13 protein-coding genes are annotated in these 14,645 nt (G+C 72.4%); 8 read left to right on the plus strand and 5 right to left on the minus strand.

Annotation, left to right across the window (positions count from 1 at the left end; all coding sequences use genetic code 11):
- Nucleotides 1-186: 186 nt before the first annotated feature.
- The 4 genes from ACFVNO_RS30850 (at nucleotide 187) to mobF (ending at nucleotide 6,799) form a co-directional block, all read left to right on the plus strand.
- Entirely contained in the window at nucleotides 187-552 is a 366-nt protein-coding gene (locus tag ACFVNO_RS30850; protein WP_378897958.1) for a hypothetical protein, read from the plus strand.
- 86 nt (nucleotides 553-638) lie between these two features.
- Entirely contained in the window at nucleotides 639-1,967 is a 1,329-nt protein-coding gene (gene dnaB, locus ACFVNO_RS30855) for a replicative DNA helicase (RefSeq protein WP_378897961.1), read from the plus strand.
- Nucleotides 1,968-3,130: 1,163 nt separating this feature from the next.
- Nucleotides 3,131-3,598, plus strand: a complete 468-nt coding sequence (locus ACFVNO_RS30860) for a hypothetical protein (protein ID WP_378897964.1) — start codon at nucleotides 3,131-3,133, stop codon at nucleotides 3,596-3,598.
- Between the two features lie 39 nt (nucleotides 3,599-3,637).
- Nucleotides 3,638-6,799, plus strand: a complete 3,162-nt coding sequence (gene mobF / locus ACFVNO_RS30865; RefSeq protein WP_378897967.1) for a MobF family relaxase — start codon at nucleotides 3,638-3,640, stop codon at nucleotides 6,797-6,799.
- 50 nt (nucleotides 6,800-6,849) lie between these two features.
- Here the strand turns inward: mobF and ACFVNO_RS30870 are convergent, their stop codons facing one another.
- Together ACFVNO_RS30870 and ACFVNO_RS30875 are read right to left on the minus strand one after the other, a co-directional pair.
- Complete coding sequence (locus ACFVNO_RS30870; protein ID WP_378897970.1) at nucleotides 6,850-8,133, minus strand: relaxase/mobilization nuclease domain-containing protein; 1,284 nt, start codon at nucleotides 8,131-8,133, stop codon at nucleotides 6,850-6,852.
- Entirely contained in the window at nucleotides 8,130-8,489 is a 360-nt protein-coding gene (locus ACFVNO_RS30875) for a hypothetical protein (protein WP_378897973.1), read from the minus strand. The genes ACFVNO_RS30870 and ACFVNO_RS30875 overlap by 4 nt, the downstream gene beginning before the upstream one ends.
- Nucleotides 8,490-8,638: 149 nt before the next feature.
- On the opposite strand from ACFVNO_RS30875, the gene ACFVNO_RS30880 reads away from it, so the two are divergent.
- Nucleotides 8,639-10,045: a DUF2637 domain-containing protein gene (locus tag ACFVNO_RS30880; protein ID WP_378897976.1), complete on the plus strand. Its 1,407-nt coding sequence runs from the start codon at nucleotides 8,639-8,641 to the stop codon at nucleotides 10,043-10,045.
- A gap of 578 nt (nucleotides 10,046-10,623) precedes the next feature.
- Here the strand turns inward: ACFVNO_RS30880 and ACFVNO_RS30885 are convergent.
- Entirely contained in the window at nucleotides 10,624-10,974 is a 351-nt protein-coding gene (locus tag ACFVNO_RS30885; protein WP_378897979.1) for a hypothetical protein, read from the minus strand.
- Between the two features lie 395 nt (nucleotides 10,975-11,369).
- On the opposite strand from ACFVNO_RS30885, the gene ACFVNO_RS30890 reads away from it, so the two are divergent.
- Together ACFVNO_RS30890 and ACFVNO_RS30895 are read left to right on the plus strand one after the other, a co-directional pair.
- Nucleotides 11,370-12,146, plus strand: coding sequence for a ParA family protein (locus ACFVNO_RS30890; RefSeq protein ID WP_378897982.1), 777 nt, complete (start codon nucleotides 11,370-11,372; stop codon nucleotides 12,144-12,146).
- Nucleotides 12,143-12,487, plus strand: a complete 345-nt coding sequence (locus tag ACFVNO_RS30895; protein ID WP_378897985.1) for a hypothetical protein — start codon at nucleotides 12,143-12,145, stop codon at nucleotides 12,485-12,487. Before ACFVNO_RS30890 ends, ACFVNO_RS30895 begins: the two co-directional genes overlap by 4 nt.
- 375 nt (nucleotides 12,488-12,862) lie before the next feature.
- On the opposite strand, the gene ACFVNO_RS30900 is transcribed toward ACFVNO_RS30895, so the two are convergent.
- Both ACFVNO_RS30900 and ACFVNO_RS30905 read right to left on the minus strand, forming a co-directional pair.
- Nucleotides 12,863-13,192 carry a type II toxin-antitoxin system PemK/MazF family toxin gene (locus ACFVNO_RS30900; RefSeq protein WP_378897988.1) on the minus strand — a complete coding sequence of 110 codons (330 nt, stop codon included), beginning with the start codon at nucleotides 13,190-13,192 and terminating at the stop codon, nucleotides 12,863-12,865.
- A complete protein-coding gene (locus ACFVNO_RS30905) occupies nucleotides 13,189-13,515 on the minus strand; it encodes a molecular chaperone GrpE (RefSeq protein ID WP_378897991.1) in 327 nt (108 codons plus the stop codon). The genes ACFVNO_RS30900 and ACFVNO_RS30905 overlap by 4 nt, the downstream gene beginning before the upstream one ends.
- Before the next feature lie 426 nt (nucleotides 13,516-13,941).
- On the opposite strand from ACFVNO_RS30905, the gene ACFVNO_RS30910 reads away from it, so the two are divergent.
- Nucleotides 13,942-14,645: hypothetical protein (locus ACFVNO_RS30910; protein WP_378897994.1), on the plus strand; the 704-nt coding region annotated here is incomplete at its 3' end.

The raw sequence follows: 14,645 nt of genomic DNA on the forward strand, positions 1-14,645 counted from the left end.
AATTCCGCCAAGGCTGGGCGAGATTCCGCCCGACGTCGGCGAAATTCCGCACGCCACGCCGACGTGACCAGCGACGACGCGACCTCCCTTAAGCAGTTTCCTGAAGGAAGTCCTTCCTCCTCCTCAGGTGGCACGCAGGACTCACGTGAGGAAGAGGAGGAACAGCCTTCGGCTCGAACGACGGGCGTGACCCCCCAGGACCTGGTCCTGGCGGCTACCGACGCGACCGAGGCCGAGGCTCGGGAGCTGGTGGAGATCCTGCGGCCGGAAGCCAAAAAGTCTCTGGGCGGCTTCATCCGCACGCTGGCGGAGCGGGGAGACCTGAGCCACCGGTTGTGGCTGCTGCGGCGCGAGCGTGTGCCTCAGCCCCGCACAGGCGCATCTGAGGCCGCGGGGCCCGACGCGGTGTGTGCTGAGCACCGCGAGCCGCTGGACTGCCCGGTGTGCGTGGTGCTGCACCCGCGCATGGCCCAGAGGCTGCTCGACCGGTTCGGGCCGGTGCGCCGTCCGGACCTGGCCGCCCGCCTGGCACCCGCCGACGCTTCTTCCTGATTCGCCCTGGACACACCACAGGGGCCCGGACACCGCCTGCAGGCTGAGCGCCCGGCCTCTCCCACCCATGGGATGGAAACGCTCGCATGAGCCCACACGAGGACACCCGCGTCCCGCCGCACGACCTCCAGGCCGAGCAGTCCGTGCTCGGCGGGATGATGCTCTCCGCCGATGCCGCCGTGGACGTCATGGCGGTCCTGGTGGCCGGGCACTTCTACCGGCCCGCGCACCAGGTCATCTACACCACGATCTGCTCGCTCATGGACCAGGGCGAGCCCGTGGACGTGGTCTCGGTCAACGCCGAGCTCACCCGCCGCGGCGAGTCGGAACGCGTCGGCGGCGCCCTGTACCTGTACACCCTGGCCAACGCCGTCCCCACCGCCGCGAACGCCGGCTACTACGCCCGCATCGTGTTCGACCACGCCCTGCTGCGCCGCCTGATCGAGGTCGGCACCCGCGCGGCCCAGCTGGGCTACGCCGCCCAGGGCGACCCGGTGGACCTGGTGGACGCCGTCCAGGGCGAGATCCTCGCGATCACCCAGACCCAGACCGAAGCGGAAGACCCGCTGCCGGCCGACTACCTGCCCGCCGCGATGGACCGCATCGAACAGCGCGCGGCCCAGGGCGGCGGCCTCCAAGGGCTGCCGACCGGGTTCGCTGACCTGGACGCCCTCACCAGCGGCCTGCTGGCCGGGCAGATGATCGTGATCGGCGCCCGCCCGGCAGTCGGCAAGACCACCCTGGCTCTGGACATGGCCCGCGAGGCCGCCTTCCGGGCCGGGGCGACCGTGGCGTTCTTCTCCCTGGAGATGGGCGAGGAGGAGATCATCGACCGGATGCTCTCAGCCGAGGCACGGGTGCCATTGCACGGCATCAAGTCCGGGACGGTGAAGGACTACCACTGGGAGGCCCTCCGGGCGGTGATGCCTGTGATCAGCGACTCGAAGCTGGTGATCAAGACCGGGGTGAGCCAGCTCGCCCAGATCCGCGCGGCGTGCCGGCGTATCAAGCGGTCCCTGGGGCTGCGGATGGTCGTGGTCGACTACCTCCAGCTCGTTCAGACCGACGGCCGCTACGACAGCAAGCAGCAGGAGGTCACCGAGATCTCCCGCGCATTGAAGCTGCTGGCCCAGGAGCTGGGGGTCACCGTGGTGGCACTGTCCCAGCTCAACCGCAGGTCCGAGGACCGCGCAGGCAAGAGGCCGCAGATGTCGGACCTGCGCGAGAGCGGCGCGATCGAGCAGGACAGCGACATCGTGATCCTGTTGCACCGCGAGGACCTGCACGACAAGGACTCCCCGCGCTCGGGCGAGGCCGACCTGCTCGTGGTCAAGCACCGCAACGGCCCTACCTGCGACATCACGGTGGCGTTCCAGGGGCACTACAGCCGCTTCGTGGACATGCACCACAGGTAGTCGGGCCCGGAATACAACAGGGCCGGCAGTGACCGTCACGTGGTCGGCGCGGGCCCCTCCACGGCCACCCTTGCCCTTCTCATAAGAAGAGCAAGTTATAGGGGAGAGTTACTAGTTTTCGTTGGCGGTCGCCGGCCCGGTCGGTGGCGGTCCGCGGTGGGTGGTCGCCCGGGGTGGTGTTCGCCGGGGCCGCGGCCTGGGGGCGGCACCCCCCGTTTTTCGGAGGTCCGGCGGCCGGCCACGCTGGCCGCCGGGGGTGGGATGGCTCGTGTGCTGGGCGGTGCCTGTGGGTCCTGTCGGTGGGTCGGGTGCGGGTGGGTGGGGGTTTTCTTTCTTGGGGGGCGGGGGCGCGGGTCCGGTGGTGGGCGGGGTGCGCGCAGGGATCTGCGATCCGCACGGAAGAGCCCGCCGGGGGAGGTTTCACCCCCTCCCGAAAAGGGTAGAACATACAGTGAAGGCTGAGAGGCAGGAGCCGAGATGAGCACCCCGTACCCCAACCCGATGCCCCGCCCGCGCCCGCAGCCGGAGCCCGCGCCCGACCACAAGCGCCCGCTCTAGCCCCCCGCGCACGACCGGGGTGCCCGCCCGCCGGGCACCCCGCCCCCTCCGAGAGTCCAGCGCCACCTTTCCTTGAGAACTCCACAGAGAGCCAGGAGGCCAGCCATGCGCCCCACCAGGGTCACCGAGCCGCCCAAGAACCCCGGCAAGCCGCAGGGCCCGCAGGGCCCCCGCCCCGCCGACCGGTAACGGCCGGTAGCCGCCGGACCCCCGCCCCGCCGACCGGTAACGGCCGGTAGCCGCCGGACCCCCGCCCCGCCGACCGCCGAAGGGAGGTGAACCCCCGTGCCGAAGACCCCGAAGGAGCCGAAGATGCCCAAGGAGCCGACCCCCAAGAGCGTCCGCAAGGACATGGAGAAGGCCAGCAAGGACCTCCGCGACTGGGCCAAGAGGAAGTGAGCGGCGGGGGCCCGGTCCCCGGGCCCCCGCCCACCACCGGACCCGCGCCCCCGCCCCCCAAGAGAGGGTGAGTGCGCAGGTATCACTCCAAGGGGTATCTCGGCGTGTCGTGATTGGTGGGGGTGTGGGAGAGTATGCGCGGATCGGGTTGCGGGACAGGGGGTGCTGGCGTGGGTGAGCGGTCCCAGCGCGGTGTGGAAGGCCTGGTGTCGTTGAAGGAGTGGGCGGCCGAGGTGGGTTACAGCCACGCCTACGCGGTGCACGTGATGCCGCGGGCCTATCCGGGGTTCCCGGCTCCGGAGCGTCACCGTACGGGGGTGACGGCCAAGGGCGGGGGCGGGGGCAGTGCCCTGTACGACCCGGCCAAGTTGGAGCCGTTCCGGCCGCGGCGGCCGGCGCCGGTGGAGCTGGCCGAGGAGGACCTGGACCGGCAGGTGACGCTGGGGGGGTTCGCAAAGCTGATCGGGGTGGACGGGCGCAGCCTGACCCAGATCAAGGACGACCGGCCCGACACGTTGCCGCCCACGGTGGACGGGCGGCGGTGGTATCCGCGGGCGCGGTTCTTCGTGCGGGACCTCTTGCTGATGTGGAACAGCCGCCCCGGGCCGGGGGCGGGATCGGACAAGCGGCGGCCGCCGCTGCCCTGGACGGAGCCCGGGGGCGAGCGGGGCTGAGGCGCTCCTGCGTCGGGGGCGGTGCACGGTTCGGGTCGGGTGGACGAAGGGGAGGTGGGGCGGGTGGCGTGGGTGACGACGCTGGGCCCGGACGCCTCCCAGGTCGACTACCGGCTGCAGAGCCAGTGCGGGTGCGACCACGCCGACCACGACCACAGCGCTGAGCAGGGTGGGCAGGACCGGCAGGCGGACTACCGGCTGTACGGGGCGGCGCGGGCGGTGGAGCGGATCGGCGCGGGGTGGGCCGAGTTCGGCGAGCGCTCGGGCACCACCTTGGACGACGAGGCCGCGCTGGAGTCGATGCGCCAGGTGATGGCCGGCCGCGACCCGCGCACGGGCGAGCAGCTCGTCGACCCGAAGATGGCGGTGGACCCGCGGGCCAAGCTGGCGGCCCGGCCGGTGGTGGAGGCGGTCCATGCGGTGGCCGAGGCCGCGCACATGGACCCGGGCGAACTGCTGGGGACGCCGCGGCTGGCGGCCCGGTTCGCGCGCCTGGAGAAGGGCCTGGTCCGCGACGGTGAGGCGCACCGGGCGCCGGTGGGTGAGCTGGAGGCGATCGCCGAGGCCGTGGGCGTGGATCCGGGCCTGCTGTGGCCGCAGGCGGAGCTGGACCAGGCCAGGGCGCACGCCGATGAGCGGGTGCGGGTCGGCAACCGGGGCTATGACCTGGTGCTGAACGTGCCCAAGAGCTACTCGGGTGCGATAGCGCTGGCCGATGAGGCGACGGCGGCGCGGCTGGAGGAGCTGTACCTGGAGTCGGTGCGCGAGACGGTCACCGACGCGGAGGGGTGGCTGGCCTACGGGATGGCCGGCCACCACGGGGACGGCCAGCGGGCCCGGAGGGTGCAGGCCACGGGGTGGGCCGCCTCGATCACGCTGCACCGGTCGGCGCGCCCGGTCCAGGGGCAGGTGGGGGATCCGCACACGCACGCGCACGTGATGATCCCGAACATGGTCAAGTGCGTCGACGGCACCTGGCGGACGCTGGCTGCGGGCGGGCGTGACCTGCACCGGCATGTGGCGCTGCTGGGGGAGCTGGCCAAGGCGCGGGTGCGGGAGAAGTCGGCGCGCGAGTTCGGGGCGGTGTGGAAGCAGGACGAGCGCACCGGCGAGTGGGAGATCGTCGGGTTCGATCCGGGGCTGCGCGGGTTGTTCAGTTCGCGGTCGCGCCAGATCACCGAGCTGGTGGGCGCGGATGCGTCGCGGGCGCAGAAGCAGGCGGCGGGGCGGGTGCTGGCCCAGGCCAAGGACCCGTTGGGGGAGACCGGGACCGCGCGGCAGGCCTGGCGGGCGCGCGCCGAGGCGGCCGGCTACGACGTGGACGCCCTGGTGGGGCGGGCGCTGCCCGGGCCCGGTGCGGCGCCGGTGGCGCAGGTGCCGTCGCTGGAGGACCTGGTGGCGCGGGTGTGGGATCCCGAGACGGGGGTGACGGCGCACCGCAAGGTGGTCAGCCGGGCCCAGGTGATGGCGGCGGTGACGGCCGCGCTGGGCGGCGGGATCACGAGTGTGTCGCAGGTGGAGGTGCTGACCGACGCGGTCCTGGCCTCGGACCGTGCGGTGGTGCTGCCCACGGTGGAGGGGGCGCACCTGTCCAACGCGGTGCGGGTGAGTTCGGCCGACATCGTGGAGGCCGAGCGCACGATCACCGGTTCGGCGCAGCGGCGCCTGGGCCAGGGGGCCGCGGTGGTGGCGCCGGAGCGGGTGGCGGCGGTGCTGGAGGCGTTCGAGGCCGAGCGCGGGTTCGCGTTGTCGGCGGAGCAGCGGGGTGTGGCCGAGCGTTTGATGGGCGCCGGGCACGGTGTGGATCTGGTGCGGGGTGTGGCCGGGGCCGGCAAGACCACGCTGATGAGCGCGGTGTACGCGGGCTGGCAGCAGGCCGGGTACCGGGTGGCGGGGGCGGCGACCGCTGCGGTGGCCGCAGCCAATCTGCAGGCGGAGTCGGGGATCGCCTCCAGCACGGTGGCGGCGTGGGTGTCGCGGATCTCTTCGGGTGAGGGCCTGGAGGGGGTGGATGTGCTGGTCGTGGACGAGGCGGCGATGGTCGACGACCGGTCCATGGCGGTGCTGGTCGGGGAGGCCGAGCGCACCGGCACCAAGGTGGTGGGCATCGGCGACCCGGCCCAGCTGGAAGCGGTCGGGGTCGGCGGGACGTTCGCGGCGGTGCACGCCCTGGTGCGGGGCCAGACGCTGACGGAGAACCGTCGGCAGAGCGATGCGGTGGACCAGCAGGCCCTGCGGGCGTGGCTGGACGGGGCCCGGGAGAGCGCCCTGGCGGTGTGGGGGCGGGCGGGGCGGGTGCACGCCGCCGAGCGGGCGTTCGAGGCCCATGAGGCCATCGCCCGGGCGTGGTGGGCCGACCGGTTCCAGGCGGTGCAGGACGTGCTGGTCCTGGCGGCCCGCAACAGCGATGTGGAGGAGCTTAACCACCGGATGCGGGCCCTGGCCCGCCAGGGCGGCCACCTGGCCGGGGACGAGGAGCGGTTCGCGCTGGCCGGCGGGGGGCGTCTGGCGTTGGCGGCCGGTGACGCGGTGCGGGTGCGCCGCAACGACTACCGGTCGCGGCGCGGTGAGGGCGAGGACGTCCTCAACGGGTTCCGCGGGGTGGTGGCCGAGGTGGACGCCCGGCGCGGGGCCCGGGTGGAGTGGCGGCGCCAGGGGCGGGTGCACAGCGCCTGGATCGGCCCTGAGGCGATCGCACGGGGGGACCTGAGTCTGGGGTATGCGATGACGATCGCGGCGGCCCAGGGGCTGACGTGCGAGCGTGTGCACGTGTACGGAGTGGGGGCCGACGCCCGGTCGCTGTACCCGGCGATGACGCGCTCGCGCAAGCGCGCGGACCTGTACTTGGCCGGTGAGGCGCTGGCCGATCCCGCGCTGCGCGGGCGGTTGAAGGAGGCGTCCGGCGACAAGCAGGTCGTGCAGGCGTGCATCTCGGCGTACGCGCGCACGCTGGCCGTGCGCCAGGAGGGGTTGGTCATCGACGAACTGGACCAGGCCCCCGCGCCGGCTTCTGGCCTGGGCGTGGGTCCGGTGGCTCCTGCTCAGCAGGCCCCTGCGGCCGCGGTCCCGCAGAAGGCCCGCCCGCTGGATGAGCCGGTGCCGCTCAGCCGCGCCCTGGGGCCGAAGAAGGGGGCCGGGCGCTCCCAGGGTCCGCGGCTGCCTCCTCCGGGGGCGGGTCCCCGGCGCGGCCCCCGGTTGTGAGCGGGCTGACCCCACCCTCTACCTGTACGGTGTACAGGTAGAGGGTGGGGTCATTCCAAGACCTCGCACAGGAGGCCGTGGGCGGCCCGGGCCGCGCGTTCCTGGGGTCCCCAGGAACGCGCGGCGTGCCAGGAGCGGATCTGCTCGGCCGTGCGTGCCAGCGCCTCCAGCGCCGTGCGGCACCCGGGCCGGTCGGTGGCGGCCCGCTCGGGGGTGGCGCACAGGGCCCTGGCCGCCTCGCGCACCGGGATGGCCACTGGGGTGGGGGCGGTGGCCACCGGTGGCCGGCCCGCGTGTGGCCACTGCCGTGCCGCGGTGGCCAGCGGTGGCCGCCACGGTTCGGGGGCGGCCGGGGGCAGGGCGGTGAAGGCGTCCGACAGGGCCGCGGCCACCGCGGCCCGCTGGCCATCGGCCAGGCGTGGCCAGGCCGCGGCCGCCCCCTGCGCGGCGGTGGCCAAGGCCGACCACGGGGCCGCCGCGGCGGCCGGGTCGGGGGTCGGCGGCGCCCCGGCGAAGCGGGCGCGCACCCGGGGCAGGGACAGGTCCGGGGCCAGGGAGGCACCGGAGAACCACACCGGTTCCCCGTCGTCGAGGCGGTCGTGGTCCAGGGCCAGGGCGTAGCCCACCACCGGGTCGGCGCCGCGGCGGCGCAGCAGCACCCCGCGGCCGCTCAGGTGGGTGAAGAACCCGTCCTCGGTGCGGGCGGCGGCGGCCGCGCGGCGGGCCTGCTCCTCCAGGACGGTGCGAGTGGGCCGCTCCCGGCCCCGGCGCAGCGCCTTCTCGGTCTCCCCGCGGGTGGGTGCGGGGGTGGAGGTGCGGTCGGAGGCGCTGGTGGGGCGCAGCCCCAACTCCTGTTCCAGCTCCCGGCACCGTTGGCGCAGGCGCAGGGCGTCGTTGTGGATGTCGGGGTTGGTGTCGTCTTGTCGGGCCAGCGTGGCCAGCAGGTGGATGTGGTGGCTCTCTGGTCCGTCGTGGCGCACCGCGACCCACCGGCACGCGCGGGCGTCACCGGCGGGGGCCACGCCTGCGGCGTCGGCCAGGCGGCGGGCGATGTGCGCCCACTGGGCGTCGTCCAGAGGGTGGTCGGTGGGGGCGACGCGCACGGCGCAGTGCCAGACGTGGTGGCGCCCCCGGGGGCGTACGAACCGGTCCAGGCGGCGGGCCAGCACCGCCAGGTCTGCGGCCGGGGAGGGGGAGCGCCCGGGGTCGGGGACGGCCAGGGTGCGCCAGGCGGCCACCAGGTGGGGGTCGATGTGCTCGTTGGCGCTGCCGGGCCCGTACAGGTAGTCGAGCAGGCCCCGGGTGTCCTTGCCGCGCATGACCTTGGCGATCATGACTGGGCCCCGGCCACTGCGTCGCCGGCGTCCTCCAGGGCCTGGGCTGCGGCCTCCAGGCGCTCCAGCAGCCCGGGCTCGGGGTCGGTGCCGATGCGCAAGGCCAGGGCCTCCAGGGCGTTGACGGCATCGTTGAGGGCGATGAGGCTCTGGCGGGCGTCGGGGGCGATGGCCAGCTCCTGGCGGGCCACGCCCAAGGCGGCGTGGGCGGCGAACCCGCTCACGGTCATGCCCTGCTCTTGGGCGGCCCGGGCCAGCAGGGTGTGCTCGTCGTCGCTGAGGCTGAGCTTGACGAAGTGGTCGCGGCGTACCCCTGTCCTGCGGTCGCCGCGTCGGCGCTGGGTCGTGTCGGCCACCGTGGGTTCCTCCGGCACAGGGGTGGGCGGGTCCGGCCGGCTGTGGCCACCCAGGGGTGGCCACAGGGGGTGGCCATGGCCACCCGGGCACGGGGTTGTGGCCGGATTCTGACACACTCGTCCAGATTCGTGATGCTGGGGAGAGACCGATGCCCGACTTGTCGTCCACCGTGTCCTGGTGGCTGATCTGCGCCCTAGCCCTGGCCGTGACCGGAGCCCTGGTGTGGGGGGTGCGCCGGGCCACGACCCGCGCCGCCCGCCCCGGCCGGCGTGCGGGCGCGGTGCCGCTGCACGGCGGCTATCTGGTGGCCACCGCGGTCATCGCGGTGGTGGCGCTGGGGTTGATCCTGGTGGCGTTCACCATGAGCTACGCGGCGCTGTACGAGGCCGCCACCTGGCTGGCCCACACCCAGCTGCACGCGATCAACGGCGGTGACCTGCGGTTCCTGTTCCCGTTGGGCATCGACGCGGTCATCGTCTACTTCCTGGCCATGGACCTGCTCATGGAGTGGCAGGGGCGTCGGCACGCGCTGAACCGGTGGGCGGCCTATGCGCTGTCGGCGATCACGATCATCTTGAACGTGTCCCAGGGGGACGGGTCCACCGCCTCCTACCTGGGCCATGCCGGCCCGCCCATCGTCATCATCCTCATCGCCGAGGGGGTCGCGGCGTGGATCCGGCACCTGGCCGGGCTCGCGCACGGCCAGGCCGCCGACCGGATCCCCGCAGGGCGGTGGATCGCCCACCCGGTCTCCACTTTGAAGGTGGTGCGGCTCATGCTGGGGTGGGGCATCACCTCCTACCCGCAGGCCCTGGAGCACGAGCAGCGCCGCCAGTTGGCCTATGCCATGCTGCGCGAGCAGCACGGCCGCACCTGGCGGCGGCACACTCCCCGCCATCTGCGGTGGATGCTGGACAACGGCTACGAGCTGGACACCGCCTTCGAGCTGGCCCGGGCCATGACCTCGGCCACGGTGGCCATGACCGCCACCGAGGTCCAGCACCTGGCCACCCCCGGTGGCCAGGCCCCCGGCCACGCTCTGGCCGCGCCCCCGAAGGCGGAAGACGAGGGGAACGCCGCACCGTACCGGGAGGAGGCGGGGAGCCAGGAGGCCACGCCTGTGGCCCCTGCGCAGGAGGAGCCGGCCCACGCCGCCCCGGTGACCGATCGAGCATCTGCGGAGTCGGCGGCGCAGGTGGATCCCGCTCCGGTTGCGCTGCCCGAGCAGGTCCTGGACGAGACCGCTCCCCCCTCACCATTCCGCCCCGAACCGGTGCCCCAGACAGAGCCTGAACCTGCACCGAAGCCCACCCTGGGAGCGTTGTCGCCGGAGCAGAAACGCCGCCGGGTGCAAGAACTACTGGTCACCCACCCGGAGATGACCGACGCCGAGCTCGCCGAACAGATCGGCTCCTCACCGCGTACCGCACGCCGTTACCGGGCCGAGCTCGGGTACCACCGCTCTCCGGTGGCCACCCGTGGCCACACTCCGAGCGATGACGGCCAACGGGACGGCCGGGACTGGGAACCGGAAACCGTGCCCGCCCACCCCTGACCCCGTGGCCGCATACCCCAATCACGAGGGCACCAGGGATGGCCACTCGCGGCCGTCCGCTCGGCCAGGCATGGCCAAAGGACCGCACACCCGTGGCCACGGTTCCGGACCCAGGCCTGAGGGGGCGTCCACCAGCGACGCCTGGGACCCTGCCGTTTCCAACCGCGGGGCCGCCTTCCAGGACCGGCCACGCTCAGGGTGGACTCCGATACTCCAAATCCCGCAGACCGGTGTCTTCCAAGGTCTGCAGACGGCGTCGGGTGGTCCCGTGGCAGGCCGCGACCGGTTCCAAAATGCGTAGCTGCTGAGCACGTACGGTCTGGTGTGCTGCTCCTGCTCTGCCTGCCAGGGGAGGTCGCGAGCCCGAGCCCGGACTTGGCGGGCCTGCTCGGTGGCAGAGGCCAGATGATCGTCCGGCTCCCGGAAGGCGGTGGGGGCTGCAGCCGGGGTCCCTCTCGGCAAGAGGGGAAGTACCTCATGAGCTCGAGGGCATCTTGTCGATCTGAACGACGACAAGGCGCCCCGAGTGGGATATGCGCCCGGGCCATGGGGACGTCCCTTGGCCTGGCAGGGCCCGATCACTGCTCGGGAAGATTCCAAGGCAATGTCGGGCGCCGCTTGTCCGATCCCGGACCGCCGCCGGGGCGGCTGTTCCACATCACCAACAGGTCCCGCGCGTAGTACTTGGCCCTGGGGTACCAGGAGCGCTGGCCGTCGACCGTGGGGGGCAGTGTGTCGGGGCGGTCGTCCTTGATCTGGGTCAGGCTGCCGGTGTTGACCCCGATCAGGACGGCGAAGCCGCCCAGGGTGACCTGCTTGTCCAGGTCCTCCTCCGCCAGCTCTGCGGGGTCGGGGCGCCGGGGACGGAAGGGCTCGAGTTTGGCAGGGTCGTACAGGGCACTGCCGCCTCCACCTCCCTTCTCGCTCATTCCGCGGCGTTTCTGCTCCGGAGAGGGGAAACCGGGATAGTAGCGGGGCATCACACGCATGACGTAGTCGTGGCTGTACCCGCACTGGGCAGCCCACTCTTTCAAGGTGATCAGGCCGACCGTGTCATCGTTCATGGGCTCTCCGCAACGCGCTCGTGCACCTACAGAAGCAAGGCTGGGATCACCCCCGCTTTCACTATATATAATACATTTTTCATGGTAGGCGCACCCGCCCGCCTCCGGGCCGATTCGTCCCGGAGACCTCTCACAGCAAGGGCCGCGGCCTCCACTGCACCGACCCACAGGCCTACTGCCTCGAGTGATACGCCTCGCACAAGTGATACGCGTGCGTGTCGTCGCACGCGTATCACTTGTGCGAGGCGTACGTTCGCCCCATGGACATCTACGACCTGATCAACCAGAAGGGCGGCGTCGGCAAGACCGCGTCGGCCATCTCCCTGGGGGGTGCGATGGCCGACGCGGGGGAGCGTGTGCTCCTGGTCGACCTGGACCCCCAGGGCCACCTCACCGACGCGCTGGGCGTGCCGGAGTCGCCCGACGACGCGACCCTGTCGCAGGCGATCCTGGGCGAGTGGGAGGGCCATCCGCGCGAGCTGGTGGTGGCCTACCGCGAACGCCTGCACGTACTGCCCACGTCGCTGGACATGTTCCTGCTCGACCGGGGGCTGTACATGAGCCAGGGGCGCGAGCACCGCCTGGCCCGGGTCCTGCAGCGCCTGGAGGACGCCTACGACGTGTGCCTCATCGACTGCCCTCCCTCCCTGGGGGCGACCACCGACGCCGCCCTGGTCGCGGCCCGCAGCAGGGAGGGACACCGGGGCGGCCTCATCGTCCCGGTGGAGGCCGAGGACTCCTCGATCCGGGCGCTGCGGTTGCTGCTGCGGCAGATCGGCACCCTGAGCCAGGTCATGGGCGTGGACATCGACGTCCTGGGACTGGTGCCCTCACGGTTCGACGTACGCGACGGGGCCATGGTCACCAGTGTGCTGGAGTCCTTCCGGGCCCTGGGGGCGCCGCCGGTGATCGCCGAGATCCGCAAGCGCAAGGAGGTCCGCGAGGCATGGCGGGAGAAGGTCCCGGTGACCGAGTACGCCCCCGACTCCGAGGTCGCCGGCTGGTTCCGGGACCTGGCCAAGGCGGTACGCGGATGAGCGCGGCGAAGAGGAAGGCGGCCCCCGCCCCGGACATGGGCGGGCTCACCGACGACTGGCAGAAGATGACCTCTCTGCGCCAGGGCGAGCACGGCTGGCAGGAGGCGCCGACGCCGGCCCCGGACAGGGCCCCCGCGCCGGAGGCCTCTCGATCCGGCCCCGGGGCCATGACCCGGCGCAGCTGGTACGCCAGCGCGGACGCCGTGGAGGCTCTGGCCAAGGCGGTGGACGACATCCACCACGCCACCCGAGCGCCCAAACACGCCGTCGTGTCCGAGCTGTTCCGAGCCGCGGCGGCGGCGGCCCCGCACGTGCAGCAGAAGCTCTCCCCGAAGGAGTGATACGCGTGATACCCCTCGCACGAGTGCGACGCATAGCACTCGTGCGAGGGGTATCACGCACGGCCACAACGGCGCGGGGCACGAAAACGGGCCCCACAATGAGTACCCACAAGGCCGGGAACAGCCCCGAGCCGGTGAGCGTCGCACCTCTCGCACGCGTGCTACGAGTGCTACCCGTATCACGTGTGCGAGACCGTGGGGCAGGGGGCTCCAAATGAGGCCCAAGGTGGTACGGGGGCAGGCGCCAGAGCGATTTCTGGCCCACGATAAGTGGGCCTTATCGCGGGTCAGGCATGGATCCAGGACCGTCCGGGCCGCAAGGCCCCGGGGGCCCGCCACGCACCCAGGGGCCGCGCGGGGCCCGGGCGCGCCGCCTCAGGACAGGTCGAGGGCGGCTTTGAGCCCGGCGGCAACCCGGGTCATGGTGGCGTGGCTCAGCACCCCGACGTCCTCCAGCAGCTCGTCGGCGAACAGCAGGGTGATCTCGTCGCACAGCACGTACCCGCGCAGCGGGGCATCGGCCGGCCCCAGAGGCACCACGGTGGTCCGCTCCTGCTTGCGGGTGGTGGTCAGGCGCACCGCCAGGCAGTCCCCGAGGTTGCGGTTGCGGTGGTTGTTGGAGACCACCACGTAGGGCTTGCGCTGCTGCTCGCCCTCCTCGGTGTCCAGGTAGACCCAGTAGACGCGGCCCCGGACCGGGGTCATCGGTCCCCCTCCGGGGAGCTCCGGCGCCGGCGGCGCAGCGCGGCCCGCACCGCCCGGTCCTCGTCGTCCTGTTCAGCGGCGATGGCCTGGTACTCGGCCTCCAGCACCTGCTCCTGCAGTGCCTGGCGCCCCACCTCGATCAGGGCGGCCAGGGCGGCCGCCTCCGAGAGCTGGCCGGCGCCGGAGGGCAGGCGGATGCCGCCGCGGGCGGCGAGCACGGCCAAGGCGTCGTGCTCGGGAGTCCCCGCGGTGCGGGCGGCCTGGACGGTGCGGGCGGTGTCGGGGTCGATGGGCACCGAAGGGCGCCGTATCGTCTGGGTCATGGCCATGCCCCCTACTATGCTGCATTAAGTGCTGCAGAACGTGCTGTTCTCAGTATCGCACGTGGCCCGGTCGCGGCACAGGGGCCCGGATTGTCCTCGTCTGGAGGCCTTTGTGCGTTCCCGTGTGGCGCAGGGGATCCGAGCGCACGGCTGCAGCCCTGAGTGCCCGATGATTCCAGTAGGGTCGTCCCCACGTGCTGTGGGCCTGACCACCCCGTACCACCCCGGACATGACGAAGGCCCGGCGACCAAACCGGGCCTCGTCCAGACAAGCTGGTTGCTCTCACACAGCAACACGGCACTACTAAGTACTGCTCGCCCCTGCAATAGATATCGGCCACTGTAGCCGATGGAGGAGCGGCCGGGCACCTCTTGGGTACCTGAAAACGCCGTGAGCTGTGTGGGGGCGGCCTAGAAAGCAGCCTCATGCCCACCCGCCCCGAAGCCCCCGTGCACTCCGAGGAAGCGGAGTTCCTCGGCCCCAACGACGATCGCTGGTACCGCACCCAGATCCCCGACTGGATCGCGCTGTGCCCGCAGGTGAACCACACCGCGTACCGGCTCTACGTCATCATCCGCAGCCTGATCCTGGAGAAGCAGCCGAAGAAGGTCCGGCTGCTCAGCCACGAGCAGCTCGCGTTCCTGCTGCCCGGCCCGAACGGCAAACCTTCCGGGGTGCGGACCGTCAAGGACGCCCTCCAGGTCCTCACCGAGGTCGGCCTGATCAGCAACCCCGACGGAGAGCGCATCATCACCTCCTCCGGCAAGGGCACGATCCGCACGCGGCGCCGGTACCAGCTTCACGACTGGCCGACCGCCGAACTCGCCCTGAAGGTGTGGCGCAACGCCTTCGACAAGCTCGATGCGTTCACTGAGGACTGGCGCGAGACCAGAACCGATGTTTTCGCAGGTGAGGACGTCGGGCGGAATTCCGCCCCTCGAACCGAGCAGCCCTGTGACACCGCTCAGGCCTCCGCCGTGCCCACCTCCGACGGAGCCGGCGGAGACGTTTCCGCAGGTCAGTTCGTCGGGCGGAATTCCGCCAAGGCTGGGCGAGATTCCGCCCGACGTCGGCGAAATTCCGCACGCCACGCCGACGTGACCAGCGACGACGCGACCTCCCTTAAGCA

Origin of the sequence: Nocardiopsis sp. NPDC057823 (assembly GCF_042797335.1) — a bacterium.
GTDB classification, from domain to species: Bacteria; Actinomycetota; Actinomycetes; order Streptosporangiales; family Streptosporangiaceae; genus Nocardiopsis; species Nocardiopsis changdeensis.

What these genes read in the sequence shown, in the direction of transcription:
- dnaB (WP_378897961.1), top strand. Translation starts at nt 639, where the DNA reads ATGAGCCCACACGAGGACACCCGCGTCCCGCCGCACGACCTCCAGGCC.
- ACFVNO_RS30890 (WP_378897982.1), top strand. Translation starts at nt 11,370, where the DNA reads ATGGACATCTACGACCTGATCAACCAGAAGGGCGGCGTCGGCAAGACC.
- ACFVNO_RS30870 (WP_378897970.1), bottom strand. Translation starts at nt 8,133, where the DNA reads ATGATCGCCAAGGTCATGCGCGGCAAGGACACCCGGGGCCTGCTCGAC.
- ACFVNO_RS30895 (WP_378897985.1), top strand. Translation starts at nt 12,143, where the DNA reads ATGAGCGCGGCGAAGAGGAAGGCGGCCCCCGCCCCGGACATGGGCGGG.
- ACFVNO_RS30880 (WP_378897976.1), top strand. Translation starts at nt 8,639, where the DNA reads ATGCCCGACTTGTCGTCCACCGTGTCCTGGTGGCTGATCTGCGCCCTA.
- ACFVNO_RS30900 (WP_378897988.1), bottom strand. Translation starts at nt 13,192, where the DNA reads ATGACCCCGGTCCGGGGCCGCGTCTACTGGGTCTACCTGGACACCGAG.
- ACFVNO_RS30905 (WP_378897991.1), bottom strand. Translation starts at nt 13,515, where the DNA reads ATGACCCAGACGATACGGCGCCCTTCGGTGCCCATCGACCCCGACACC.
- ACFVNO_RS30885 (WP_378897979.1), bottom strand. Translation starts at nt 10,974, where the DNA reads ATGAGCGAGAAGGGAGGTGGAGGCGGCAGTGCCCTGTACGACCCTGCC.